The 24,184-nt window shown below is 73.0% G+C and carries 25 protein-coding genes; 14 read left to right on the top strand and 11 right to left on the bottom strand.

The features are described 5' to 3' along the window. The first annotated feature begins 189 nt into the window (after positions 1-189). Entirely contained in the window at positions 190-2,076 is a 1,887-nt protein-coding gene (typA, locus tag JWQ92_RS08240) for a translational GTPase TypA (protein ID WP_297344005.1), read from the top strand. Positions 2,077-2,118: 42 nt separating this feature from the next. Here typA and efeU read toward each other — a convergent pair whose 3' ends face one another. After that, the gene (gene efeU / locus JWQ92_RS08245; protein WP_297343981.1) at positions 2,119-2,964 is read right to left on the bottom strand and encodes an iron uptake transporter permease EfeU; all 846 of its coding nucleotides are present in this window, start codon (positions 2,962-2,964) and stop codon (positions 2,119-2,121) included. Positions 2,965-3,074: 110 nt separating this feature from the next. Between efeU and JWQ92_RS08250 the strand changes: the two genes are divergently transcribed. From JWQ92_RS08250 to JWQ92_RS08265, 4 genes are all read left to right on the top strand, one after another. Continuing rightward, positions 3,075-3,518 carry a DUF6113 family protein gene (locus tag JWQ92_RS08250; protein WP_297343982.1) on the top strand — a complete coding sequence of 148 codons (444 nt, stop codon included), beginning with the start codon at positions 3,075-3,077 and terminating at the stop codon, positions 3,516-3,518. Then, entirely contained in the window at positions 3,515-3,832 is a 318-nt protein-coding gene (gene fdxA / locus JWQ92_RS08255; protein ID WP_297343983.1) for a ferredoxin, read from the top strand. Before JWQ92_RS08250 ends, fdxA begins: the two co-directional genes overlap by 4 nt. Before the next feature lie 35 nt (positions 3,833-3,867). Then, positions 3,868-5,148, top strand: a complete 1,281-nt coding sequence (locus tag JWQ92_RS08260; RefSeq protein WP_297343984.1) for a citrate synthase — start codon at positions 3,868-3,870, stop codon at positions 5,146-5,148. A 197-nt stretch (positions 5,149-5,345) separates the two neighbouring features. Next, complete coding sequence (locus JWQ92_RS08265) at positions 5,346-6,275, top strand: hypothetical protein (protein ID WP_297343985.1); 930 nt, start codon at positions 5,346-5,348, stop codon at positions 6,273-6,275. 81 nt (positions 6,276-6,356) lie between these two features. Here the strand turns inward: JWQ92_RS08265 and dapD are convergent, their stop codons facing one another. After that, a complete protein-coding gene (dapD, locus tag JWQ92_RS08270; protein WP_297343986.1) occupies positions 6,357-7,289 on the bottom strand; it encodes a 2,3,4,5-tetrahydropyridine-2,6-dicarboxylate N-succinyltransferase in 933 nt (310 codons plus the stop codon). Between the two features lie 62 nt (positions 7,290-7,351). Here dapD and dapE point away from each other — a divergent pair, with 62 nt between their 5' ends. The 3 genes from dapE (at position 7,352) to JWQ92_RS08285 (ending at position 9,927) form a co-directional block, all read left to right on the top strand. Continuing rightward, positions 7,352-8,428, top strand: coding sequence for a succinyl-diaminopimelate desuccinylase (dapE, locus tag JWQ92_RS08275; protein ID WP_297343987.1), 1,077 nt, complete (start codon positions 7,352-7,354; stop codon positions 8,426-8,428). Continuing rightward, complete coding sequence (locus JWQ92_RS08280) at positions 8,425-9,672, top strand: hypothetical protein (RefSeq protein WP_297343988.1); 1,248 nt, start codon at positions 8,425-8,427, stop codon at positions 9,670-9,672. The genes dapE and JWQ92_RS08280 overlap by 4 nt, the downstream gene beginning before the upstream one ends. Positions 9,673-9,759: 87 nt before the next feature. Next, positions 9,760-9,927: a DUF3117 domain-containing protein gene (locus JWQ92_RS08285; RefSeq protein ID WP_297343989.1), complete on the top strand. Its 168-nt coding sequence runs from the start codon at positions 9,760-9,762 to the stop codon at positions 9,925-9,927. Positions 9,928-9,957: 30 nt separating this feature from the next. On the opposite strand, the gene JWQ92_RS08290 is transcribed toward JWQ92_RS08285, so the two are convergent. Next, the gene (locus JWQ92_RS08290; protein WP_297343990.1) at positions 9,958-10,581 is read right to left on the bottom strand and encodes an O-methyltransferase; all 624 of its coding nucleotides are present in this window, start codon (positions 10,579-10,581) and stop codon (positions 9,958-9,960) included. Positions 10,582-10,656: 75 nt separating this feature from the next. On the opposite strand from JWQ92_RS08290, the gene JWQ92_RS08295 reads away from it, so the two are divergent. Continuing rightward, positions 10,657-11,022: a twin-arginine translocase TatA/TatE family subunit gene (locus JWQ92_RS08295; RefSeq protein ID WP_297343991.1), complete on the top strand. Its 366-nt coding sequence runs from the start codon at positions 10,657-10,659 to the stop codon at positions 11,020-11,022. A gap of 4 nt (positions 11,023-11,026) precedes the next feature. Here JWQ92_RS08295 and JWQ92_RS08300 read toward each other — a convergent pair whose 3' ends face one another. From JWQ92_RS08300 to JWQ92_RS08310, 3 genes are read right to left on the bottom strand one after another with little or no spacing between them, the layout of a single operon-like run. Continuing rightward, complete coding sequence (locus JWQ92_RS08300) at positions 11,027-12,145, bottom strand: P-loop NTPase (RefSeq protein ID WP_297343992.1); 1,119 nt, start codon at positions 12,143-12,145, stop codon at positions 11,027-11,029. After that, positions 12,142-12,678, bottom strand: a complete 537-nt coding sequence (locus JWQ92_RS08305; RefSeq protein ID WP_297343993.1) for a DUF1003 domain-containing protein — start codon at positions 12,676-12,678, stop codon at positions 12,142-12,144. The genes JWQ92_RS08300 and JWQ92_RS08305 overlap by 4 nt, the downstream gene beginning before the upstream one ends. Further along, positions 12,662-13,993, bottom strand: a complete 1,332-nt coding sequence (locus JWQ92_RS08310) for a CBS domain-containing protein (protein WP_297343994.1) — start codon at positions 13,991-13,993, stop codon at positions 12,662-12,664. Before JWQ92_RS08310 ends, JWQ92_RS08305 begins: the two co-directional genes overlap by 17 nt. Before the next feature lie 65 nt (positions 13,994-14,058). Here JWQ92_RS08310 and JWQ92_RS08315 point away from each other — a divergent pair, with 65 nt between their 5' ends. Continuing rightward, positions 14,059-14,628, top strand: coding sequence for a general stress protein (locus tag JWQ92_RS08315; RefSeq protein ID WP_297343995.1), 570 nt, complete (start codon positions 14,059-14,061; stop codon positions 14,626-14,628). Between the two features lie 27 nt (positions 14,629-14,655). Here the strand turns inward: JWQ92_RS08315 and JWQ92_RS08320 are convergent, their stop codons facing one another. Then, positions 14,656-16,065, bottom strand: coding sequence for an aminopeptidase P family protein (locus JWQ92_RS08320; protein ID WP_297343996.1), 1,410 nt, complete (start codon positions 16,063-16,065; stop codon positions 14,656-14,658). A gap of 113 nt (positions 16,066-16,178) precedes the next feature. Here JWQ92_RS08320 and JWQ92_RS08325 point away from each other — a divergent pair, with 113 nt between their 5' ends. After that, positions 16,179-17,042, top strand: coding sequence for a PHP domain-containing protein (locus tag JWQ92_RS08325; protein WP_297343997.1), 864 nt, complete (start codon positions 16,179-16,181; stop codon positions 17,040-17,042). A 7-nt stretch (positions 17,043-17,049) separates the two neighbouring features. Here JWQ92_RS08325 and JWQ92_RS08330 read toward each other — a convergent pair whose 3' ends face one another. Together JWQ92_RS08330 and JWQ92_RS08335 are read right to left on the bottom strand one after the other, a co-directional pair. Further along, complete coding sequence (locus JWQ92_RS08330) at positions 17,050-17,712, bottom strand: GNAT family protein (RefSeq protein WP_297343998.1); 663 nt, start codon at positions 17,710-17,712, stop codon at positions 17,050-17,052. Positions 17,713-17,732: 20 nt separating this feature from the next. Further along, positions 17,733-19,175 carry a DEAD/DEAH box helicase gene (locus tag JWQ92_RS08335; RefSeq protein WP_297343999.1) on the bottom strand — a complete coding sequence of 481 codons (1,443 nt, stop codon included), beginning with the start codon at positions 19,173-19,175 and terminating at the stop codon, positions 17,733-17,735. Between the two features lie 157 nt (positions 19,176-19,332). Here JWQ92_RS08335 and JWQ92_RS08340 point away from each other — a divergent pair, with 157 nt between their 5' ends. Further along, on the top strand, positions 19,333-20,055 hold the full coding sequence (locus JWQ92_RS08340) for a ferritin-like fold-containing protein (RefSeq protein ID WP_297344000.1): 723 nt from the start codon (positions 19,333-19,335) through the stop codon (positions 20,053-20,055). A 90-nt stretch (positions 20,056-20,145) separates the two neighbouring features. Further along, a complete protein-coding gene (locus tag JWQ92_RS08345) occupies positions 20,146-21,210 on the top strand; it encodes an LLM class flavin-dependent oxidoreductase (protein WP_297344001.1) in 1,065 nt (354 codons plus the stop codon). Positions 21,211-21,382: 172 nt separating this feature from the next. Here JWQ92_RS08345 and JWQ92_RS08350 read toward each other — a convergent pair whose 3' ends face one another. Both JWQ92_RS08350 and JWQ92_RS08355 read right to left on the bottom strand, forming a co-directional pair. Next, entirely contained in the window at positions 21,383-21,676 is a 294-nt protein-coding gene (locus tag JWQ92_RS08350; protein WP_297344002.1) for a hypothetical protein, read from the bottom strand. Position 21,677: 1 nt separating this feature from the next. Next, positions 21,678-21,902 (bottom strand): DUF3107 domain-containing protein, encoded by a 225-nt coding sequence (locus JWQ92_RS08355; RefSeq protein WP_297344003.1) that lies wholly within the window; start codon positions 21,900-21,902, stop codon positions 21,678-21,680. 101 nt (positions 21,903-22,003) lie between these two features. Here JWQ92_RS08355 and JWQ92_RS08360 point away from each other — a divergent pair. Next, the coding region (locus tag JWQ92_RS08360; protein WP_297344004.1) for an ATP-dependent helicase at positions 22,004-24,184 on the top strand (2,181 nt) is incomplete at its 3' end.

Below are 24,184 nucleotides of genomic sequence, written 5' to 3' on the forward strand. Positions count from 1 at the left end.
ATTCAGCTTCTCGTGCTGCTGTAACCCGATACTCTGCCGGGTCCCAGCGAACACTTCCCGGAGTGCGGTAAGATACCCTGTTGGGTCGAATTGTGACCCGCATTTGTACATCTCCCGTCGCGCTCACCGTATCCGCGACATCATCTTCTTGTAAGGAATTTTTTCAAGGCGCTTGATTCGCGCGACGACATCCGAAACGTAGCGATTGTTGCTCACGTTGACCACGGCAAGACGACGCTGGTTGACGCCATGCTCCGGCAGACGGACTCATTCGCCGAGCACTCACACCTCGAAGAACGCGCGATGGACTCCAACGAGCTCGAGCGCGAAAAAGGCATCACGATCCTCGCGAAGAACACCGCGGTGTCGTACAAGGGCAAGCACGCGACAAACGGTCCGATCACGATCAACGTGATCGACACCCCCGGCCACGCCGACTTCGGTGGAGAGGTCGAGCGCGGCCTGTCCATGGTCGACGGTGTTGTTCTTCTCGTCGACGCAAGCGAGGGCCCGCTTCCGCAGACCCGCTTCGTGCTCCGCAAGGCCCTCGAGGCGAAGCTTCCGGTCATCCTGCTCGTCAACAAGACCGACCGGCCCGACGCGCGCATCGACGACGTGGTCACCGAGAGCCAGGACCTGCTCCTCGGCCTCGCCTCCGACCTCGCCGACGACGTGCCCGACCTCGACCTCGACGCGATCCTCGACGTGCCCGTCGTCTACGCGTCGGGGCGCAACGGCGCCGCCAGCTGGAACCGGCCGGAGAACGGCGAGCTGCCCGACAACGACGACCTCGAGCCGCTGTTCGAGGCGATCCTGAAGCACATCCCGGCCCCGTCCTACGACGACGAGGCCCCGCTGCAGGCGCACGTGACGAACCTCGACGCCTCGCCGTTCCTCGGCCGCCTCGCCCTGCTCCGCGTCTTCAACGGCACACTCCGCAAGGGACAGACCGTCGCCTGGGTGCGAGCCGGCCAGGAGTCGACGAACGTACGGATCACCGAGCTGCTCGCGACCCGCGCCCTCGAGCGCTATCCGACCGAGTCGGCTGCCGCCGGTGACATCGTCGCCGTCGCGGGCTTCCCCGACATCACGATCGGTGACACCCTCGCCGACCCCGACGACGTGCGGCCGCTGCCGGCGATCCACGTCGACGAGCCGGCGATCTCGATGCTCATCGGGACGAACACGTCGCCGCTCGCCGGCAAGGGCGGCAAGGGTCACAAGCTGACCGGCCGGCTCGTGAAGGACCGCCTCGACCGCGAGCTCGTCGGCAACGTCTCCCTCCGCGTGCTCGACGCCGGCCGGCCCGACGCCTGGGAGGTCCAGGGCCGCGGGGAGCTCGCGCTCGCGATCCTGGTCGAGCAGATGCGGCGCGAGGGCTACGAGCTCACGGTGGGCAAGCCGCAGGTCGTGACGAAGCAGGTCGACGGCCACCTGCAGGAGCCGTTCGAGCACCTCACGATCGACGCGCCGGAGGAGTACCTCGGTGCCGTCACGCAGCTGCTCGCCGCCCGCAAGGGCGTCATGCAGGGCATGACGAACCACGGCACCGGCTGGGTGCGGATGGAGTTCCGGGTGCCGTCCCGCGGCCTCATCGGCTTCCGCACCGAGTTCCTCACCGTCACTCGCGGCACCGGCATCGCGAACGCCATCTCCGACGGCTACGACCGATGGGCCGGCCCCATCACCACCCGCGTCAACGGGTCGATGGTCGCCGACCGGTCCGGAGTCGTGACCCCCTTCGCCCTGCAGAACCTGCAGCAGCGCGGCACCTTCTTCGTCAAGCCGACGGAGGAGGTCTACGAGGGCATGGTCGTCGGCGAGAACTCCCGTCAGGACGACATGGACGTGAACGTCACCAAGGAGAAGCAGCTCAACAACATCCGCTCCTCCACGGCGGACGAGCTGGAGCGCCTGACGCCGTCCCGTGAGCTGTCGCTCGAGGAGAGCCTCGAGTTCGCCCGCGACGACGAGTGCGTCGAGGTCACGCCGACCGCGGTGCGCATCCGGAAGGTCGAGCTCGACCAGACCGCGCGCGGCCGCGCCGCCTCCCGGCTGAAGCGCCAGACGGCGTAGTCGAACGGGACCGGCGAGGGCCGTCCCAGGCGAGGAGCGGCGTCAGTGCGCGGCCGCGGCGGTGACGGCCGGCCGCGCGACGGCCGGCCGCCGGTGCCGCAGGGCCAGCACGAAGCAGGTGCCGACGACGGCCACGTAGGCGATCCAGACCGCCACCTCGAGCCACGTCGCCGCGGGGGAGAAGTTGAAGACGCCCTTCAGCAGCGTGCCGTACCAGCTGTCGATGGGCACGACGGCGCTCACGTCGTAAGCGATCGCGCGGATGCCGGGGAGCACGCCGCCCTCCTGCAGGTCGTGGACGCCGTAGCTGAGCACACCGGCAGCGACGAGGACGAGGAGCGCGCCCGTCCAGGTGAAGAACCGGCTCAGGTTGATCCGCACGAGCCCTCGGGAGATCAGTGCGCCGAGGGCGATCGCGGTGCCGATGCCGAGCAGCGCCCCGATCAGGGCGATCGCCGACTCGCCGGTCGCCTGCACGGCGGTCCAGAGGAAGAGCGAGGTCTCGACGCCCTCGCGGCCCACGGAGAGGAAGGCGAGCAGGACGATGCCCCAGCCCGCCCTGCCGAGGGACCGGTCCACGTCGGAGCGCAACGAGGACGAGAGCGCGGAGCTGTTCCGCACCATCCAGAAGATCATCCAGGTGACGAACCCGACCGCGACGACGGACAGCGATCCCGCGATCACGGGCTCGGCGTCGCCCAGCTCGACCGTGCCGAAGGTGAGCAGCGCGCCGACGCCGATCGCGACGGCGACGGCGAGTCCGATGCCCGTCCAGATGCGCGGCTTCAGGTCGGAGCGGCCCAGCTTCGTGGCGTAGCCGAGCAGGATCGAGACGATCAGCGCGGCCTCGAGGCCCTCGCGGAGTCCGATGAGGTAGATGGCGAGCACGGTGCGCTTCCGGTTCGAGGAGGAGAAGGAAGGTAAGGATTACCTAACTCGCTTTCGATGGTAGGCGAGATCAGCCGGGTCGTCCACCCGTCGCCTGCGAGGATGGACGGATGGATGGCCGGCCCCTCTCTTTCGAGGTCCTGGCCGGGGTCCCGGTCGCCGTCGTCGCGGGCCTGCTCGTCGGCACCCTCGGCACCTTCAAGCACCAGGCGGGCGTCTCGGCGCTCACCGGGACCGGGTTCCCCTTCGGCCTCGTCCTCTCGCTCGCCATGGTGGCCGCCGTGCTCCTCGCGCTGCGAGCGGCCTTCGCCACGCGCCTGTACGCGGCCGCAGCCGCCGTCGGGGTGGTGGCGGCGGTGGTGGTGTTCGGGCGCCCGGGACCCGGCGGATCCGACGTCGTGCTCGCCGACCTCCCCGGCGCGGTGTGGTGGATCGGTCCCGCCGTGATCGCGGTGCTCGTGGTCGCCGTGCCCGGCCGCCGACGGCGGACGGACTCCCCGGGCACCGATGGGATACTGGAACCGCCCGCGAAGGAAGAGGATCCAGCACCGTGACCTATGTCATCGCCCTGCCGTGCGTGGACGTCAAGGACCGCGCCTGCATCGACGAGTGCCCGGTGGACTGCATCTACGAGGGCGAGCGCATGCTCTACATCCAGCCCGACGAGTGCGTCGACTGCGGTGCGTGCGAGCCCGTCTGCCCCGTCGAGGCCATCTACTACGAGGACGACCTGCCTCCGCAGTGGGCCGACTACTACAAGGCCAACGTCGAGTTCTTCGACGACGTCGGTTCGCCGGGCGGCGCCGCGAAGGTCGGCGTGATCCCGAAGGACCACCCCGTCGTGGCCGCGCTGCCGCCCCAGGCGTAGGCGGGCCTCTCCGGGAGCGCCGATAGAGTGCTGCGGTGACGGACGACACGAGCGCGACCATCCGCTTCCCCGGCGGTGAGGCCGAGCTCCCGATCCTGCCTGCCACGGAGGGCGCGTCGAGCATCGACATCGCGCAGCTCACCCGGCGGACCGGGTTGACGACCCTCGACAACGGGTTCGTCAACACGGCGTCCACGAAGTCGGCGATCACCTACATCGACGGTGACCAGGGGATCCTCCGGTACCGTGGCTACCCGATCGAGGAGCTCGCGCAGCACTCGACGTACCTCGAGGTCGCCTGGCTGCTCATCCACGGCGAGCTGCCGACGCCCGACGAGCTGGCGGCCTTCGACGAGCGGATCCGCCGGCACACGCTGCTCCACGAGGACCTCCGCCGGTTCTTCACCGCCCTGCCGCACACCGCCCATCCGATGACGGTGCTCTCGAGCGCGGTGAGCGCGCTCGCCACGTACTACGAGGACTCGCTGTCGCCCCACGACCCGGAGCAGGTCGAGGCGTCCACGATCCGGCTCATCGCGAAGCTGCCCGTCATCGCCGCGTACGCGCACAAGAAGACGCTCGGCCAAGCGTTCCTGTACCCGGACAACCGGCTCTCGTTCGTCGACAACTTCGTGCGCCTCAACTTCGGCACGAACGCGGAGCCGTACGAGGTGAACCCGGTCGTCTCGAAGGCGCTCGAGCGGCTGCTGATCCTCCATGAGGACCACGAGCAGAACGCCTCCGCCTCCACCGTCCGGCTCGTCGGCTCGACCGAGGCGAACATGTTCGTCTCCATCTCGGCCGGCATCGCCGCCCTGTCCGGTCCGCTGCACGGCGGCGCGAACGAGGCCGTGCTCGCGATGCTGGCGCGCATCCGAGAGTCCGGCGAGGGCGTCGACGCCTTCGTCGAGCGGGTGAAGAAGAAGGAGGAGGGCGTACGCCTGATGGGCTTCGGCCACCGGGTGTACAAGTCCTACGACCCGCGCGCGAAGCTCGTGAAGGAGAGCGCCGACGAGGTGCTCGACTCGCTCGGCGTGCACGACCCGCTGCTCGACCTCGCCCGCGAGCTCGAGCACATCGCGCTCTCGGACGACTACTTCATCGAGCGGCGCCTCTACCCGAACGTCGACTTCTACACCGGCGTGCTCTACAAGGCGATGGGCTTCCCGCCCCGGATGTTCACGGTGCTGTTCGCGATCGGACGGCTGCCCGGCTGGATCGCCCACTGGCGTGAGGCCAACGCCGACCCGACGACGAAGATCGGCCGCCCGCAGCAGCTCTACGTGGGCCCGACGGAGCGCCACCTGGGCCGCTGACCGCCTCCTCCGGACTCCGGGCGCGTTCCGACTATCCGGGCGTCCGAAGCCGCCCGGATAGTCGGAAGACGCCCGTGCTCCCGGGGGGCGGGCGTTCATCCGGCGTCCGGTCCTCCCCAGGGCCCCCCACCTGGTGCGCGGCCGCCGGTGAGGGCACCGCAGCAACGGTGGGCGCCGAGGTCGGCGATGCTTCCGCGATGCAGCGCATCGTCGGGCCCGCCGACCTGATCCTGGCCCGCCATCGCAACCGCGCGGGGAACGACAGGGTGCTGCAGCGGGCCGCAGAGCGTGGTGAGCTGACGCGCCTCCGCAGCGGCGCGTACGTCGCCACGACGATCTGGCAGGCGCTTCCGCAGGACGATCGGCGGCGGCTGGAGGCCGCGGCGATGGCGGAGATGCATCCCTCGTTCGTCGCGAGCCATCGCTCCGCCGCCGCGCTCTGGCGGGTGCCGACCATCCGCAGGCCCGACGGGCTGGTGCACGCACGGGTCGGCGTCGCGGCGGGCACCCGGACCGAGCACGGTGTGCGGAAGCACGCGGTCCACGAGGTCGACCTCCACGTCACCGTCGTCGACGGGATCGCCTGCACGACGCTCGAACGGACGGTGCTCGATCTCGCCGCCACCGAGCAGTTCGACGAGGCGGTCGTCGCGCTCGACTGGGCGCTCGCCCAGGGTGTCGGGAAGGACCGCCTCCGGGAGGTGCTCGACGAGTGGGGCCCGGCGCGCGGGAGGCGGCCCGTCGAGGCCGCTCTCGAGTTCGCGGACGGCGCCAGCGGGTCACCGGGCGAGTCCCTCTCCCGGGTGCAGATCGCCGATGCCGGGCTCCCCGTGCCGGTCCTCCAGCAGGCGTTCCACGACCGGCGCGGCCTCATCGGCCACGTCGACTTCTGGTGGCCGGACTTCGGCCTCATCGGGGAGTTCGACGGCCTGATCAAGTACCGCGAGCCGGAGATCCTGGCGGGTCGCACACCGGCGCAGGTCGTCGTCGCGGAGAAGGTGCGCGAGGACCGGTTGCGAGCGACCGCCACGCATCCGCGCCTGCAGAGGTGGGTGTGGGCGACGCTGTCGGCCCGCGGGGCGCTCGCCAGTGCGCTGCAGCTCGCCGGCCTCCCGCGGCTCCGTTGAATGCGGGCGTGATCCGACAACGCGGGCGAGAAAAGACGCCCGGATTGTCGGAAGTCGCCCGGATTCGCGAGAGAGAGAGGGCTAGGCGTGGAGGGCCGCGTTCAGGGCGATGCCCGCCCCGCTGCGCTCCACCGCCTCGACCGCGCCCGTCAGCGAGTTGCGGCGGAACAGCAGGTTCGGCAGCGATGACAGCTCCCGCGCCTTGACGACGCGCCCGCCCTCGCCCGGGAGCCTCACCTTCGTGCCCGAGGTCACGTAGAGGCCCGCCTCGACGACGCAGTCGTCGCCGATCGCGATGCCGAGGCCGGCGTTCGCGCCGAGCAGGCACCGCTGCCCGATCGAGATCCGCTCCCTGCCGCCGCCGGAGAGCGTGCCCATGATGGACGCGCCTCCGCCGATGTCGGAGCCGTCGCCCACGACGACGCCCTGCGAGATCCGCCCCTCCACCATCGAGACCCCGAGGGTGCCCGCGTTGAAGTTCACGAAGCCCTCGTGCATCACGACGGTGCCCGGGGCGAGGTGGGCGCCGAGGCGGACGCGGGAGGTGTCGGCGATCCGGACCCCGGACGGCACGACGTAGTCCGTCATCCGCGGGAACCGGTCGAGGCCGTGGACGTCGATCCCGTCGCGCCACAGGTACTCCCGGCGGAGGAACGGCGCCTGCTCCGGTGCGACCGGCCCGCGCGACGTCCAGAGCACGATCGGCAGCGCCGCGAAGATCCCGTCGAGGTTGACGGTGTTCGGCGCGACGAGGCGGTGCGAGAGCAGGTGGAGGCGCAGGTACGCGTCGGGCGTGGAGGCCGGCGGCGCGTCGAGGTCGATCCGCACCGTCACGACACCTCGGCGCACGCGAAGACCCTCGTCCTCGCCGCCGAGCCGGCGCAGGTCCGCCGGCGCCTCGCCGGGGTCGCCGTCCCCGAGCTCCGGTGCCGGGAACCAGGTGTCGAGCACGGTGCCCTCGGGCGTCGAGGTCGCGAGGCCGTGGCCCCAGGCCAGGCGGGAGGCGTCGGTCACGGGCCCAGGCTAGCCGGGGGCGTCGATGCCCCTCCGACCCGGCGGCGGGTAGCCTTCCGACCGTGCCCGGCCTGGATCTGACCGCCGACGTCGTGGAGCTCACGCGCACGATCTGCGACATCGCGACCGTCTCCGACGACGAGGGGCCGCTCGCCGACGCCATCGAGGCGGCCGTCAGGGCGGTGCCGCACCTCGTCGTGCGGCGCTACGGCGACACCGTTCTCGCCCGCACCGAGCTCGGCCGCGCGGTCCGCGTCGTCATCGCCGGCCACATCGACACCGTGCCGGTGAACGGCAACCTGCCCACGCGCATCGAGGAGATCGCGGGGGAGGAGGTGCTCGTCGGCCGCGGCACCGTCGACATGAAGGGCGGGGTCGCCGTGCAGCTGAAGCTCGCCGCCGAGCTCGCCGCGCCCGCCGTCGACGTGACCTGGATCTGGTACGACCACGAGGAGGTCGGCGAGGCCGTCAACGGCCTCAACGTGCTGTCCCGGACCCACCCCGAAGAGCTCGCGGGCGACTTCGCGATCCTCGGTGAGCCGACCGGTGCCGGCATCGAGGGCGGCTGCAACGGCAATCTCCGCGCCGAGGTGCGCACCTTCGGTCGCCGGGCCCACTCGGCGCGCGGCTGGGTCGGCGTGAACGCCATCCACCTCGCCGCGCCGATCCTCGACCGCCTCGCGGCGTACGAGCCGGCGTCCGTCGAGGTCGACGGCCTCGTCTACCGGGAGGGCCTCAACGCCGTCGGCATCCGTGGCGGCGTCGCCGGCAACGTCATCCCGGACGAGTGCATGGTGCACGTGAACTACCGGTTCGCGCCCAGCCGCTCGCCCGAGGAGGCGGAGGCGCACGTCCGGAAGGTCTTCGCGGGCTACGACGTGCGGATCGTCGACCTCGCCGGCGGCGCGCGTCCCGGCCTCGACGTCCCGGTCGCGCGCGACTTCGTCGACGCGGTCGGCGCCGTGCCGAGGCCGAAGTACGGCTGGACCGACGTCGCCCGCTTCTCCCGCCTCGGCGTGCCAGCGGTGAACTACGGGCCGGGGGATCCGCTGCTCGCGCACGCGGACGACGAGCGGGTGCCGACGTCGCAGATCCGCTCGTGCGAGGCCGGTCTGCGGGCGTGGCTCACGCGGGCGTGACCACCGTCGCGCCCGCGCGACCGGCGGCAGGACGTCCGCCGGCGGCGGCCGGCCCGTGGGCGCGGACGCCCTGGTGGGGACGCGCCCTCGCGATCTTCGCCGCGTCGCGCGTCGTCACCACCGTGCTCTACCTCTGGGTCGGCACGCAGGGCACGAACGCCTCCCGCGCCGGCCCGCATCCGGACCTCGTCACGCTCGCCACCGCCTGGGACGGCCAGTGGTACTGGTACGTGGCGGTGCACGGCTACCCGTCGGTGCTGCCGCTCACGTCCTCGGGCGCCGTCGACACGAACCAGTGGGCGTTCCTGCCGCTCTACCCGTATCTCGTCAAGGCGCTCTCGCTCGGCGTGACCGCCGCCTGGCCACCGGTGGCGGTGCTCGTCTCGCTCGCCGCCGGCTTCGCCGCCGCGGTGCTCCTGTCGCTGCTGCTGCGACCGCACCTCGGCGGCCGGGCCGACTTCGCGGTCGCGGTCTTCGCCTTCTCGCCCCTCGCCTTCGTGCTGCAGGCCGCGTACGCGGAGTCGCTCGGCCTCGCCCTCCTGCTGGCCGCCCTCTGCCTCGTCGACCGGCGACGGTACGGCTGGGCGGTCCCGGTCGTCGTCGCCCTGGCCTTCACGAGGCCGGAGGCGCTTCCGTTCGCCCTGGCGGTGGGCGTGCACCTGCTGCTCCGGATCCGGGCCGCCCGCGCCGGCCGGGACGTGCTGCCCCGCCGCGAGCTCGTGGGCGGCGTCGTGCTCACCGCGGTGTCGGTGGTCGCCGGGCTCGCCTGGACCTGGATCGCCGCCGCGGCCACCGGGGTGCCCGACGCGTACGTGCGCACCGAGGCCGCGTGGCGGGCGCTGTGGATGGGGGACGTGGGCTTCTCGGTCGTCACCCCGTGGTTCTTCGCCGCGCACTTCTGGGCCGCACTGCTCGTCGGGGACCCCGCCGCCGCCATCGTCGGCGCGGTGCTGCTGCTGCTCCTGCTCGGCGGCTTCGCCGTGTTCCTGTGCACCCCGGCCGCGCGGCGACTGGGCGCCCTGAACCGGCTCTGGGCCGCGTCCTACCTGCTCTACCTGCTCGGCGTCTTCTTCCCGCAGTCCAGCCTGTTCCGGCTCCTGATGCCGCTGGCGCCGCTCGCCGGCGCCCTCGTGCCGCGGCGACGGCCCGGCCGTGCGGCGCTGCTCATCGTCTCGGTCGCGCTCCAGGGACTCTGGCTGTGGTGCACCTACGGCCCGTTCCAGGTGTACTGGAGTGTGCCCTGATCAGGGGCTCGTGGATCCGGCATTTGGGTGTGGCGCCCGCTGTAGGGGATAATGGGAACCGTTCTTCGGGAAGGAAGAGGTGCTCGCATGGCGGCGATGAAACCGCGCACGGGTGACGGTCCGATGGAGGCGGTCAAGGAGGGGCGCCTCATCATCGTTCGAGTACCGCTCGAAGGTGGAGGGCGCCTCGTGGTGTCGGTGAACGACGCCGAGGCGAAGGAGCTCCGGGACGCGCTGTCGAACGCGATCGGCTGACGACCTGAGCCGACCGCTCGCGCGCCCGCGTCAGCGGCGCACGAGGTGGAGCAGGCCGTCTCCGACGGGCAGCACGGCGGCGAGCACGTCCGACCGGTCCCGCACCGCCTTCAGCAGCTCGCGGTAGGCGACCGTCGGCCGGTCCCGCTTCGCCGGGTTCGCCACCTTGCCGCCCTGCAGCACGCGGGCGACGAGCACGATCCCACCCACCCGGGCGAGCCGTAGGGCCGCGTCCACATGGGTGGTCAGCGACTCCCAGTCCGCGTCGACGAGCACGAGGTCGTACGAGTCGTCGTTCATCCTGGGCAGCACCTCGCCCGCGTCGCCGGTGATGAACCGCACCTGCTTGGGGTGCCCGGCGGCGGCGAACACGCTTCGCGCGACCTGGTGGTGGTCGAGGTCCACGTCGATCGTGGTGAGCTGCGCGTGCGGAGCGCCCCGCAGCAGCCACAGGCCGGACACGCCGACGCCGGTGCCGATCTCGACGATGGACGCGGCGGGGCGGCCGGCCGCGGCGACGGCGAGCGCGGCCCCCACCGCGGGCGAGACGGGGTCGATGCCGAACTGCGCGGACGCCTCTCGGGCACCGAGGAGCGTGTCGTCCTCGGCCGCGAAGGCGTCGGCGAACACGGCGCCGGTGGTGCTGTCGGGCATCGCGGCAAGCCTATCGGCGGCGCGGATCCGGGCGAGGGAGCCGCGGAGCGCCGGATGGGCGCTTAGGCTCCCTCCATGGGGTTCGGGTTCGAGAAGCTGCTCGTGATCGGAGTGGTCGCGCTCTTCCTCATCGGACCCGAGAAGCTGCCGGAGTACGCCGCCCGGCTCGCCCGCTTCGTCCGCACCGCTCGTCGCATGATCGACGACGCCAAGGAGCGGGTGAAGGAGGAGATGGGGCCCGACTTCGACGAGGAGGAGTGGCGGCGTCTCGACCCGCGGCAGTACGACCCGCGCCGCATCATCCGCGACGCGCTGCTCGAGCCGCTCGACGAGGACGGCGAGGCCGTGGAGCCCGAGCCGGAGCCCGTGCCGGTCGAGCGCACGCCCGAGCCGCGCCGGGCCCGCGGCCAGGCGGCCGTGTTCGACTCCGAGGCGACCTGAGGCCCTAGGGGCTGAAGGGCAGCGACCGGCCCGCGAGGCCGCGCGGCCGGGCGCCGACCCACGCGGCGATCCCCGCGAGCGCGACCGCGGCCGGATCCGACGGGTCGTGGAGCACCACCGGCACTCCCGCGTCGCCGTCGCGCCGGAGCACGGCGCTGAGCGGTACCGAGCCGAGCAGCGGCACCGGCTCGTCGGCCGTGGACAGCCGAAGGGCGACCGCCTCGCCGCCGCCGGAGCCGAACAGGTCGAGCACGCTCCCGTCGGGCATCGTCGCCGGCGCCATCGTCTCGACGACGCCGATCACCCGCTGGCCGAGCCGACGGGCGACGAGCCCCGACCGCACCGCCACGTCGGCGGCGGCGCTCTGCGGCGTCGTGACGACGAGCACCTCGGCGGACGGCAGCAGCTGCCCGAGCGAGATCGCGACGTCCCCGGTGCCGGGCGGCGAGTCGACGAGGAGCACGTCGAGGTCGCCGAAGTGCACGTCGGTGAGGAACTGGTTCAGCGTGCGGTGCAGCATCGGCCCACGCCAGGCGACCGCGCCGGTCCGGTCGTCGGGCGGCAGGAACATCCCGATCGAGACGGCCTTCACGCCGTGCGCGACGGGCGGCAGGATCAGACCGTCGAGGCTCGTAGGGGCGGTGTCCGCCGGGATCCCGAGCAGACCGGGGATGGAGAACCCGTGCACGTCCGCGTCGACGATCCCGACCGACCGGCCGGCCGCGACGAGGGCGACGGCGAGGTTCGCCGTGACGGTGGACTTGCCGACCCCGCCCTTGCCGGAGGTGACCGCGACGACGCGCGTCAGCGAGTCGGGGCCGAACGGCGAGGTGCGCGTGCCGCGCAGCCGCTCGACCAGGGCTGCGCGGCGAGCGGGGGCCATCACGCCGATCGTGAGGTCGACGCGGTCGACGCCCGGCACGGCGAGCGCGGCGGCACGCGCGTCCGCTTCGATCCGGTCCGCGGCGGGGCAGGCGGTGATGGTGAGGCTGAGCGCCACACGGGCGACCCCTGCATCGACGTCGACCGCGTCGACCATGTCGAGGTCGGCGATCGGCCGGCGGATCTCCGGGTCCCGGATCCGCCCGACCGCGTCCCGGACCGCGTCGTCGAGCGCCGTCACGGCCGGCCGGCCGTGCCCGCCGACCGGTCCGCCTCCCGCTTGTCGAGCTCCTCGAGCAGGCCGCGCAGCTCCGTTCGCACGAAGTCCTTCGACGCCATGTCGCGCACCAGCAGCCGCAGCGCCACGATCTCCCGGGCGAGGTACTCGGTGTCGTCGAGGTTCCGCTGTGCCTGCTGACGGTCCTGCTCGGTCTGCACGCGATCCCGGTCGTCCTGCCGGTTCTGCGCGAGCAGGATGAGGGGCGCGGCGTACGAGGCCTGCAGCGACAGGATCAGCGTGAGCACCGCGAACCCGTTGCTCACCGGGTCGAACTGGGCCGACGCCGGGGCGACGGCGTTCCAGAGCAGCCACACGGCGACGAACAGGGTCAGCCCGATCAGGAACCCGGACGTGCCCATCGCGCGGGCGAACCCCTCCGAGAACCGCCCGAACACGTCGCGGCTCGTGCGCTGCTGGCGGCGGCGCCCGAGGCCCTTCGGCTCCTCCAGCGGGTCGATCTCCCGCCGATCGCGCCGCCTAGCCGGCGCCGCCACGGCGGAACCTCCTCTGCGGGCGGGTCAGGATCGCGGCGGTGTCGGCCGACGGGCGGCGCGACGGGACGCGGGGGGCGGGGTCGGCGTCGCTGCTGCGCCAGTCGTCGGGCAGCAGGCGGTCCAGCACGTCGTCGACCGTCACCACGCCGACGAGGCGATGGGCGGCATCGACGACCGGCACCTGCACGAGGTTGTAGGACGCGAGGATGCGCGACACCTCCGCGGCCGACGTGTCGGCCCGAACCGGCTCGGTCGAGGTGTCGAGCAGGGTGCCCATCCGCTCGTGCGGCGGGTAGCGGAGCATGCGCTGGAAGTGCACGATGCCGAGGAACCGCCCGGTCGGCGGCTCGTACGGCGGCAGCGTGATGCAGATCGCGGCGCCGAGCGCGGGCGCGAGCTCGTGGCGGCGGATGAGCGCGAGGCCCTCGGCGACGGTCGCGTCGGACGACAGGATGATCGGGTCCGTGGTCATCAGACCGCCGGCCGTGTCGGGGTCGTAGGTGAGGAGCATGCGCACGTCCTCGGCCTCGTCGGGCTCCATGAGGTCGAGCAGGGCGTCGCTGCGCTCGCCGGGCAGCGACGCGATGAGGTCGGCTGCATCGTCGGGCTGCATCGCCTCGAGCACGTCGGCGGCGCGGTCGTCGCCGAGTCCGGCGAGGATCCGTGCGCCGGACGCCTCCGGCATCTCCTCGAGCACGTCGGCGAGGCGCTCGTCGGGCAGCTCGGTGACGACCTCGAGCATCCGCTGCTCCGGCAGGTCGAGCAGGGTCGACGCGAGGTCGGCCGCCTGCAGGTCCGCGTAGCTCTGGATGAGCTGCGTCGCCGACTGGCCCTGCCCGGTGCGGATCCGCTCGCGCACGTCCGCCCACTTGACGAACATCGTCGCGCCCTTGGCGAAGGGGGACGGGCTCGTCTTCGGGCGCCGCACGAAGACCTGGGACACCTCCCACTCGCCGGGGCCGACCTCCTCGATCGCGACGTCCTCGATCGTGGCCTCGCCCGATTCGTCGGTCAGGGCGACGCGGCGCCCGAGCATCTCGGCGAGGATCCGCGTCTCGCTCGCCCGCTGCTCGAAGCGCCGGACGCTGATCAGGCCCGTGGTGATGACCTGCCCGGAGCCGATCGAGACGATGCGGCCGATGGACAGGAACACCCGTCTGCGACCGGGGATCTCGACCACCATGCCGACGACACGGGGCGGGTCGGCGCGGCGGTAGACGACGACCACGTCGCGCACGCGGCCGAGCCGGTCGCCCTGGCGGTCGAAGACGGCGCACCCGGCCAGCCGGGCCACGAAGATGCGCGTCGTGCTCACGACCGCTAAGGCTAGTCAAAGGGGGCGCTGCAGCCCGCCAAGCCGGGCGATGGGATACTCCCGGCGTGACCAACACGCAGGGACCCTTCGGGACCTCCCGCCGGCTGTCCTTCCCGAAACCGCCGACCGGCGACGTGATCGCCACCTACGACTCGTACGAGGGCGCGCAGGAGGCCGTCGACCGGCTCGCGCACGCCGACTTCCCGGTGCGGGCCGCCTCGATCGTCGGCAACGACATGAAGAGCGTCGAGCGCGTGACCGGCCGGCTCTCCTGGGGCCGCGCCGCCGGTGCGGGCGCGGCATCCGGGCTGTGGCTCGGCCTGTTCCTCGGGCTCGTCACCCTCTTCTTCTCGACGAGGGCGAACCCCGGCGTGGGCTACCTGTTCGGCGCCGTGCTCCTGGGGGCCGCGTTCGGCATCCTGTTCGGCCTGATCAGCTACGCGCTCACCCGCAGGCGCCGCGACTTCAGCTCCGTGATGCAGGTCGTCGCGTCGAGCTACTCGCTCGTCGTCGATCCGGAGGCGGCGAACCGGGCACGCACCGTGCTCGGCCTCGGCGTGGGCACGACCGCGACGACGACCGTCGCGGGCGCCGACCTCGACGAGCCGCCCCTCGGCCCGACCGCCGGCGCCTGACGCGCGCCGGCAGGACGGTTCCTCCAGTCAGGCCCTCGCGCGCTCCGCGAGCCAGGCCTCGACGTCGTCCGCGGTGCGCGGGATGCCGGCCGAGAGGTTCTCGTAGCCGTCGGCCGTGACGAGCACGTCGTCCTCGATCCGCACGCCGATCCCGCGGAACTCCTCGGGCACGGTGAGGTCGTCGGGCTGGAAGTAGAGGCCGGGCTCGATCGTGAAGACCATGCCGGCCTCCACCGTGCCGTCGATGTAGAACTCCTTGCGGGCCTGCTGGCAGTCGTGCACGTCGAGGCCGAGATGGTGACTCGTGCCGTGCACCATGTAGCGGCGGTGCGCCTGCCCCTCCAGGCCCTCGACCATCGACGGATCGATCCTCGGCAGCCCCCAGCCGCGCACCTTCTCGGCGATGACGGCCATCGCGGCCTCGTGCACCTCGCGGAAGACGATGCCCGGCCTCACGACCGCGAACGCGGCGTCCGCGGCCTCGCGGACCGCCTCGTAGATCTCCCGCTGCACGGGGGAGAAGGTGCCGTCGACCGGGAAGGTGCGGGTGATGTCGGCGGTGTAGAGGCTCGGCATCTCGACGCCGGCGTCCATGAGCACGAGGTCTCCGGGGACCACCGGGCCGTCGTTGCGGGTCCAGTGCAGGATGCAGGCGTGGGGGCCGGCGGCGGCGATCGTGTCGTAGCCGAGCTCGTTCCCCTCCGACCGGGCGCGGGTGAAGAACACGCCCTCGATCACGCGCTCGCCGCGCTCGTGCTCGACGATGCGGGGGAGCGAGGCGAGCACGTCGTCGAAGCCCTGCTTCGTCGCGGCGACGGCGGCGCGGAGCTCCTCGACCTCGCCCTCGTCCTTCACGAGCCGGGCCTCGGAGAGGTCGCGCTCGAGGTCGGTGTCCTCGAGGGTGAGGTCGGCGTCGCCGGCCAGGAACGCGTCGAGCGGCTTCGTGGCGAGCCCGAGGTCCGCGCCGACCTCATCGACGGTGGGACGGGGGCCGACCCAGAACTCGCCGATGGCGGCGTTCGCGTAGAACTCGTCGGTGTCGCGGCCGGCCGCAGGAGGGAAGTAGAGGGTGACGTCGTGACCGTCGTCGGCCGGCTCGAAAACGAGCAGCGATCCCGGCACGGTGTCGGCGCCCCAGGCCGTGAGCCACGAGAACGCGGAGTGCGCGCGGTACGGGTAGTCGGTGTCGTTGGAGCGCACCTTCGGATCGCCCGCGGCGATCACGAGCCGCTTGCCCGCGAAGCGCGACGAGAGCGCGGCGCGCCGCTCGGCCGCGGCGGCGGCGAGCGGGCGCAGAGGCGGGAGGGTGCGCGGGCGGTCCGCCCATCCGCTGCCGATGTAGTCGGTGAACGCGCGCGACTTGGGGATCGCGGTGCGCTCCACCGGCTGCTCGACGTCGCGGTTCTCGGCGGTGTGCAGCTGCTGGTCGGTCGACATGATCCGATCATCGCACCGTCGCCCGCGGGCGCGCCCGGCGCCGTCCTGCGGCCGTTCCCTGAGGCGCGTCCCCGCCTCCGGCCGCCGCGGGCGGCGCGGCTAGGCTCGGACGCGTGCAGGCGCGCCGGGGCATCGATCTGCACACCCACTCCCGGGTGTCGGACGGCACCGAGCCGCCCGCCGAGGTCGTCGCGCAGGCGGTCGGCGCCGGGCTGTCGACCATCGCGCTGACCGACCACGACACGACCGCCGGCTGGGCAGAGGCCCGCGGGGCCGCCACGGCGACGGGGCTCGGCCTGGTGCCGGGTGTCGAGCTGTCCACGCGGCTCGAGTGGCGCAGCGTCCATGTGCTCGGCTACCTCGTGGACCCCGAGCACCCCGGTCTCCTCGCGGAGACCGCCCGGATCCGCGAGGCACGGCGAAGCCGCGCCAGGCGCATCGTCGCGCGCATCGGCGTCGACTACCCGCTCGCCTGGTCGGACGTGCTCGCCCAGACGAGTCCAGGATCCACCGTCGGCCGTCCCCACATCGCCGACGCGCTCGTGGCGCTCGGCATCGAGTCGGACCGGAGCGCCGCGTTCGCGGGCATCCTGCATCCCCGGCGCGGCTACATCGAGCCGCACTACGCGCCGACCCCGCAGGCGGGCGTGCGGCTGATCCGGGACGCGGGCGGCGTGCCGGTGCTCGCCCACCCGGGTGCGGCGGGCCGCGACCGGGTGCTCGGCGAGGACGTCGTCGCCGACCTCGTCGACGCGGGCCTCTTCGGCCTCGAGCTGTACCACCGCGAGAACACGCCGGACGGCCGGGAACGGGTCGCGGAGCTGGCGGAGCGGTTCGGTCTCTCCGTCACAGGATCGAGCGACTACCACGGCAGCGGCAAGCCGAACCGGCTGGGGGAGAACACCACGGCGCCCGAGGTGCTCGAGCGGATCCTCGCCCAGGGGACCGGGACCCTGCCGGTGCCGCCCGCGGCGTGAGCCGGCCTCAGTCGACGCCGAGCCAGCGGCGGACGGGCTCGAGCCCCTCCATGTCCACGTGCGGACGCAGCTCCGGCGGCCGGGACTCCCACGTCGAGCGGTCGAGGCGGTAGCGCCGCAGCACGGTCGGCACGCCCTCCCGGTCCTCGAGCGACTCGCCGTCGGTGACGTAGCCGACCTTGCGGCTCACCGACGAGGAGGCGACGTTGTCGGACCAGGCTCGGGTGGTGACCTGCCGGGCGCCGACGCCGTCGAACGCGAAGGTGAGCACCGCGATCCGCAGCAGCGTGCCGATGCCGCGACCCTGCCACTGCAGCCCGAGCCACGACGTGCTCTCGGCCGACCGGGTCTCGGGGAAGCCGGTCGCCTCGAGCGCCTGGACCCCGATCAGCGTGTGGTCGAGGCGGGCGGCGAACTCGAGCGACCACGCCTCGGGCGTGAGCGTCGTGCGCAGCGCCGAGTGGTGGCGGTACACGTTCCGGGCCACGTCGACGTCGCTGCCCCGCGACCAGGGCGTGGTGAACGGCAGCGCGTTGCCGTGGATGCCGGACGCCGCGAGGCGCCCGAGGTCGAGCGCGGTGCGGTCGTCCACGGCCGTCAGCTCGACGTCGGACACGGAGATCCGGAGTCCGAGCAGCGGCCAGATGTCGACGTCGGTGAGGGTCGGCATCCGGAAATGCTATCGGCGGCTCAGGCCGACGGCGTCGCGGGGCGCGACCCGCGACGGCGTCGGCGTTGGGGGCGCTTGCCGGCTCCGTCGTGCGCGCCGGATCCGGGCACGTGCTCGCTGTGGGCGGTCTCGGCCTGCTCGTGCCCGTGCTCGTGCCCGCCGTGCTCGTGGCGCTGCGCCGCGTGCTCGGCCTGGCCCTCGCCGCTCCGGGTGCGGCGGCGTGTGCGGCCCGCGGCGTCGCCGGACGGGGCTGCGGGCTCGACGCGCTGCGGCGCGCCGTGCGTCTTCAGCCGGCCCTTCGTGCCCTCCGGGATGCCGAGGTCGGAGAAGAGGTGCGGCGATGACGAGTACGTCTCCACCGGCTCCGGGTGCCCGAACTCGAGCGCCTTGTCGATGAGCGACCACTTGTGCAGGTCGTCCCAGTCGACGAAGGTCACGGCGATCCCCGTCTTGCCCGCACGGCCGGTGCGCCCGGCCCGGTGCAGGTACGCGTCCGCATCCTCGGGGATCGTGTGGTTGATCACGTGGGTGACGTCGTCGACGTCGATGCCGCGAGAGGCGACGTCGGTGGCGATCAGCACGTCCTTCTTGCCCGCGCGGAACGCGTTCATGGCGCGCTCCCGCTGCTCCTGGCTGAGGTCGCCGTGCACGGCTGCGGCGTTGAAGCCGCGGTCGCCTAGCTCCTCGACGAGCTTCGCCGCCGCGCGCTTCGTGCGCGTGAAGATCAGGGTCTTCCCGCGCCCCTCCGCCTGCAGGATGCGCGAGATGACCTCGTCCTTGTCCAGCGAGTGCGTGCGGTAGACGAGGTGCCGGATGTTCGCCTGGGTGAGGCCCTCGTTGGGGTCCGTCGCGCGGATGTGCACGGGCCGGTTCATGAAGCGCCGGGCGAGCGCGACGATCGGGCCGGGCATCGTCGCGGAGAAGAGCATCGTGTGCCGCGTCGGCGGGGTCTGCGCGAAGAGCTTCTCGATGTCGGGGAGGAAGCCGAGGTCGAGCATCTTGTCGGCCTCGTCGAGCACCATCTCGCGCACGTTCGCGAAGCTGATCAGGCGCTGCCCCGCGAGGTCGAGCAGACGGCCGGGGGTACCGACGATGATCTGCGCGCCTGCCTTCAGCTGCTCGATCTGGCCCTCGTAGGCCTTGCCGCCGTAGATCGCCGCGACGGTCGTCGGCCGGTTCGCGGTCGCCATGACCAGGTCCTCGGCGACCTGCACGCACAGCTCCCGCGTGGGCACGACGACGAGCACCTGCACGCCCGGGGCGGGCTCCTTGCCGAGGCGCTGGATGATGGGGAGGCCGAAGCCCAGGGTCTTGCCCGTGCCGGTCTTCGCCTGGCCGATGATGTCCTGGCCGGAGAGGCCGAGGGGGATCGTCTGCGACTGGATGGGGAAGGGCTCGAGGATGCCGTGAGCGGTGATGGCGTCGACCAGGTCCTGGTCGACACCGAGTTCTGCGAAGGTCAAGGAGATGTGCCTGTCGGTCCGTGCTGGGAATCAGCGGCGAGATGCGGCCGGAGTGGCCGCGCGGATTCGCGCCGATGTGACTGCCTGACCGGCGCGGAGGGGCCCGCTCCACGGCGGACGCCGGGTCCAGTGTACCGGCTGCCAATATGCTGAGGCGGTGATCCAGCCGGGACGGGGTCGTCCGCGTCCTCAGCCGTTCCGCGGCAGGCGACGCCCCGTCCGGGTCGACCGCGTCCCGCTCGGGGATCTGCGGCCGGATCCGGTCGCCCTGGTCGCGCGATCCGCCTACCTCCAGCTGTCGCTGTTCGAGACGGCGTCCTCGATCGCTTCGCGGGCCTCGGACCTGGCCGAGCGGGAGACCGTGACGAGGGTCGCGGCGGCGATCCTCGGCCAGCACACCGGGCTCGTCGACCTGCTCACGGCGGAGGGCGAGGACCCGGCGACGGCCATGCAGCCCTATACATCGGAGATCGACCGGTACTGGCGGCGGTTCGGCGAGACGGGCTGGCACGAGTCCGTGCTCACCCTGCATCTCGCGACCGGCCTGCTCGACGACTTCCTCGCGCAGCTCGGCTCGGGCCTGCCGGCCCCGCTCGCGGAGCGCTACCGGTCGATCCTCACGGCCGACATCGGCCAGGAGTCCCTCGTGGCGGTGCTCGCGGCCGCGGTGGCGGCGGACCGCCGCATGACGTCACGGCTCGCGCTCTGGGGCCGCCGCATCGTCGGCGACACCCTTCTCGTCGCGCGGAGCGCCCTGGCGTCGGCGCCGGGGCCGGACGGCGAGCCGGCCGAGACCGAGGAGCGGCGGATCGAGCCGGTGCTGAACGACCTGATCGCGGCCCATACGCGGCGCATGGACCGGCTCGGCCTCACGGCCTGAAGCACAGGATCCGCGGCGCGGAATGCGCCGTCCGGGCATATTGTTGACGTGTCAGACATCCGCTCGGACGGGCGGGCGAGGAGGAACCTCATGACCGACGACCTCGGCGCACTGCGCTTCGGGATCGACACCTTCGGCGACGTGACGCGGGCGCCGGACGGCGCGCCGACACCGCCGCCGCAGGTCATCCGCGACGTCGTGGAGGAGGCGGTGCTCGCCGACCAGGTGGGACTCGACGCCGTCGGCATCGGGGAGCACCATCGCGCCGACTTCGCGGTCAGCGCGCCCGACCTGCTGCTCGCCGCCATCGCCGCGCGCACCTCCCGCATCTCGCTCGGCTCCGCGGTGACGGTGCTCAGCTCGGACGACCCCGTGCGCGTGTTCCAGCGCTTCGCGACGCTCGACGCGATCTCGGGCGGTCGCGCCGAGATCACGCTCGGCCGCGGGTCCTTCACCGAGTCGTTCCCGCTGTTCGGCTACGACCTCTCCCAGTACGAGACGCTCTTCACCGAGAAGCTCGACCTGTTCGCGCACCTGCGGACGGAGCAGCCGGTCACCTGGTCCGGCACCGTGCGGGCGGGGCTCACCGACCAGCACGTCTTCCCGCATACGGCCTCCGGCGCCCTGCCGACCTGGATCGGCGTCGGCGGCAGCCCCGAGTCGGTGATCCGCGCGGCCCGCTACGGGCTGCCGATGATGCTCGCCATCATCGGTGGCGCCCCCGACCGCTTCCTGCCGTACGTGGAGCTCTACCGCCGTGCGCTCACCCAGCTCGAGCTGGCGCCCCTGCCGATCGGTGTGCACTCGCCCGGCCACGTCGGCGCCACCGACGAGGAGGCGAGAGAGGAGTACTTCACGGACTACAAGGCGATGCGCGACAGCATCGGCCGTGACCGCGGCTGGCCGCCCATGAGCCGGCACGAGTTCGAGACGGAGGTCGAGCACGGATCGCTCTACGTCGGATCCCCGCGGACCGTCGCCGCGAAGATCGCCCGCACGGTGCGGATGCTCGGTGTGCAGCGCTTCGACCTGAAGTACAGCGCCGGACCCCTGCCGCACGACACGATGATGCGCGGCATCGAGCGCTACGGCACCGAGGTCGTGCCGCGCGTGCGGGAGCTGCTCGAGGAGCAGCCCGCCCCGATCGAGGCCTGAGTCGATCGTCTTGGCTGCGCGAGCGCATCCACGACGTCGTCCGCAGTCCGCCCGGCCCGGCGCGGCGGCACGGCCTTCCGTTGCCCAGCTCGGCGCGCGAGTTCCCTGGTTCGTTCAGGAGCGGTGCGGGCTCCCCCACGCGGGAAGCGGGCGCTTCTGCTGAGTCGGAGCGCTACCTGCTGCCTGCGAGCTCCGCGAAGCGGCGGTCGTCCTCCGCCGCGCGGGCGCGGCCGATCAGGACGCCGGCGGCCGCGACGGAGAGCAGCGTGGCGGCGACCGTGACGACCCAGATCCAGCCGCCGTCCCACCGCCAACGGGCCCACGTGAGCGCGACCCAGACGATCGCGGCCGCGGCGCCGCCGATCGCGGGCAGCAGGAACGCACCGAGCAGCGCGCGGTTCGGCAGCGCGGCCCGTCCCACGAGGCCGGCGACGACCCCGATCAGGACGATGAAGAGCAGCTCCACGTCAGGCGACGAAGCCCACGCGGCGCGTCTTCTCGCTCCCGACCTCGACGTACGCGAGCGATGCGACGGGCACGATGTACAGCCGGCCGCCCTCGTCGGTGAGGGTGAGGTGGGTCGCACCGCTCTCGATCGCGTCCGCCACCTTCTTCTGCACGGCCCCGGGGGCCTCGGCGCTCTCGAAGCCGAGCTCGCGCGGTGAGTTCTGGATGCCGATACGGACCTCCATGACGGATCCCCTTCCGAAGCCGTTGGCCGGCGGCAGCCGCCGGCATGCCCCTCCAGTATCGCCCGCATCCGGTGTCGGCCCCGCGCCATACCGTGCTGGCGATGCGAGACGACGACCTCGACCCCAGCCAGCGGGCGGTGCTCGATGTGCCCGTCGGAACGAGTGCCGTGGTGCTCGGGGCGCCGGGATCGGGCAAGACCCGCACCGCGATCGAGCTGCTCGCGCACCGCGTGCGCGAGCAGGGCTTCGACCCCGGCGAGGTGCTGCTGCTCGCACCGCGACGCACGCAGGCCGCGCGCCTGCGCGACCGGCTCGTGGTGCGGCTCGGTGTCCCGGTCGACGGCCCGCCCGCCCGCACCGTCGCGTCGCTCGCCTACGACATCGCCCGGCGTGCGGCGATCGCGGAGGAGCGGCCGCAGCCGGTCCTGCTCGCGGGCGGGGAGCAGGACGCGCTGATCGCGCAGCTGCTGGAGGACGACGAGACGGTGTGGCCCGACCGGCTGGGCCCGGAGGTGCGCGCCCTCACGGCGTTCAGGGGCGAGCTGCGCGACCTCTTCGCCCGGGCGGTCGAGCACGGGCTGGTGCCCGAGGACCTCGAGGGGCTCGGCCGCACCCACGAGCGCCCGGCCTGGGTCGCCGCCGCACGGTTCTGGTCCGAGTACTACGAGGTGCTCACCGCGGTGCAGCCCGACGCGTTCGACTCCTCCGAGCTCGCCGCGCTCGCCGCCGCGGCGGTGCACCGCGGCGCCGGCGGAGGGACCGTCGACCGGTTGCGGCTCGTCGTGGTCGACGACCTGCAGGACGCGGGGGAGTCCGCCGTGGCCCTGCTCGCGGCGCTCGCCACCCGCGGCACCGCGATCGTCGCGTTCGGGGACCCCGATGTCGCGGCCGACACGTTCCGGGGCGGCGAGCCCGACCTGCTCGGCCGGTTCGAGTCCCGCCTGGGCCTCCCCGGGGCGGTGCGGCTCCGCCTGCAGACCGTGCACCGGCATCCGGAGGCGGTCCGGCGGTTCGTCACCACGGTCACCGCCCGCATCGGCACCGCCCTCGCCGGCCCGCAGCGCGAGGCACGCGCGGCCCGGGCGGGCGGCAGCGCCGTCACCGCGGTGGAGGCGCCCGGCAGCGGGGAGCTCGCCCTCGCGATCGCGCGCCGGCTGCGGTCCCGGCACCTCGAGCAGGGCGTGCCGTTCGCCGACCAGGCCGTGGTCGTGCGCTCCGGAGCGCAGGCCGAGCCCCTCGCCCGCGCGCTCGAGGCGGCGGGCGTGCCCGCGATCACCGCGACCACCGGGCGGCCGGTCTCGTCCGACCGGGCGGCGCGGGCCCTGCTGGACATCGTCGCGACGGCCGTCGGCGTCGCGCCGCTCACGCCGGAGACCGCGGTCGACCTGCTCACCGGGCCGTTCGGCGGCCTCGACCGGCTCACCCTCCGCCGGCTGCGGCTCGCCCTCCGCGTCGAGGAGCTCGCCGGCGACGGCACCAGGAACGCCGGTGAGCTGCTCGTCGAGGCGCTCGAGCGACCGGGGCGACTCGTCACGATCGAGTCGGCGTTCTCCCGGCGCGCCGCGCGCTTCGCCGAGACCCTCGACGCGGTCCGCCAGGCGGAGAGGAAGGGCTCCTCCGCGGAGGAGCTGCTCTGGATCGTCTGGGAGCGCAGCGGCCTCGCCGGGCCCTGGCGGGAGCGGGCGCTCGCGGGCGGCACCGGGGCCGCGGAGGCGAACCGCGACCTCGACGGCGTCGTCGCCCTCTTCACGGCCGCGGCGCGCACCGCCGAGCGCGCCCCCACCGACCCGGCGTCCGTCTTCCTGACCGCGCAGCTCTCGGCCGAGGTGCCCGACGACACCTTGGCGCCCCGCGGCATCCGGAACGCGGTCCTCGTCACCACGCCGGTCGGCGTGGCCGGGCTGGAGTTCGACACGGTGGTGCTCGCCGGCCTTCAGGACGGCGTGTGGCCGAACCTGAAGCCGCGCGGATCGCTGCTCGGCGTCGGCGACCTCGTCCGTGTGCTCACCGCCGGCTCGGCGCCTGACGGTCCCGCCGATGAGCGGCGCGCCGCCCTGTCCGACGAGCTGCGGCTCGTCGCGCTCGCCGCGTCCCGCGCCAGGGACGTCCTCGTGCTCGCCGCGGTGGCGAACGAGGAGGAGGCGCCGAGCGTGCTCCTCACCCTCGCGGACGAGCGGCGCATGGAGCGGCAGGGCGACGCGGTGCCGAACGCCCTGCGGCCGCTGGTCGGCACGTTGCGGCGCCTCGCCGTCTCCGGCCCGAAGGGCGAGCGGCACGAGGCG

The sequence above is a fragment of the Amnibacterium sp. genome (assembly GCF_025463795.1).
In the GTDB taxonomy this organism is placed as follows: domain Bacteria; phylum Actinomycetota; class Actinomycetes; order Actinomycetales; family Microbacteriaceae; genus Amnibacterium.

Bases quoted from the DNA above. Each gene is read 5' to 3' on its own strand.
- JWQ92_RS08355 (WP_297344003.1), bottom strand. From the start codon at position 21,902: ATGGAGGTCCGTATCGGCATCCAGAACTCACCGCGCGAGCTCGGCTTC.
- JWQ92_RS08295 (WP_297343991.1), top strand. From the start codon at position 10,657: ATGGGGTTCGGGTTCGAGAAGCTGCTCGTGATCGGAGTGGTCGCGCTC.
- JWQ92_RS08250 (WP_297343982.1), top strand. From the start codon at position 3,075: ATGGATGGCCGGCCCCTCTCTTTCGAGGTCCTGGCCGGGGTCCCGGTC.
- JWQ92_RS08320 (WP_297343996.1), bottom strand. From the start codon at position 16,065: ATGTCGACCGACCAGCAGCTGCACACCGCCGAGAACCGCGACGTCGAG.
- JWQ92_RS08290 (WP_297343990.1), bottom strand. From the start codon at position 10,581: ATGCCCGACAGCACCACCGGCGCCGTGTTCGCCGACGCCTTCGCGGCC.
- JWQ92_RS08345 (WP_297344001.1), top strand. From the start codon at position 20,146: ATGACCGACGACCTCGGCGCACTGCGCTTCGGGATCGACACCTTCGGC.
- JWQ92_RS08285 (WP_297343989.1), top strand. From the start codon at position 9,760: ATGGCGGCGATGAAACCGCGCACGGGTGACGGTCCGATGGAGGCGGTC.
- JWQ92_RS08265 (WP_297343985.1), top strand. From the start codon at position 5,346: ATGCAGCGCATCGTCGGGCCCGCCGACCTGATCCTGGCCCGCCATCGC.
- JWQ92_RS08330 (WP_297343998.1), bottom strand. From the start codon at position 17,712: ATGCCGACCCTCACCGACGTCGACATCTGGCCGCTGCTCGGACTCCGG.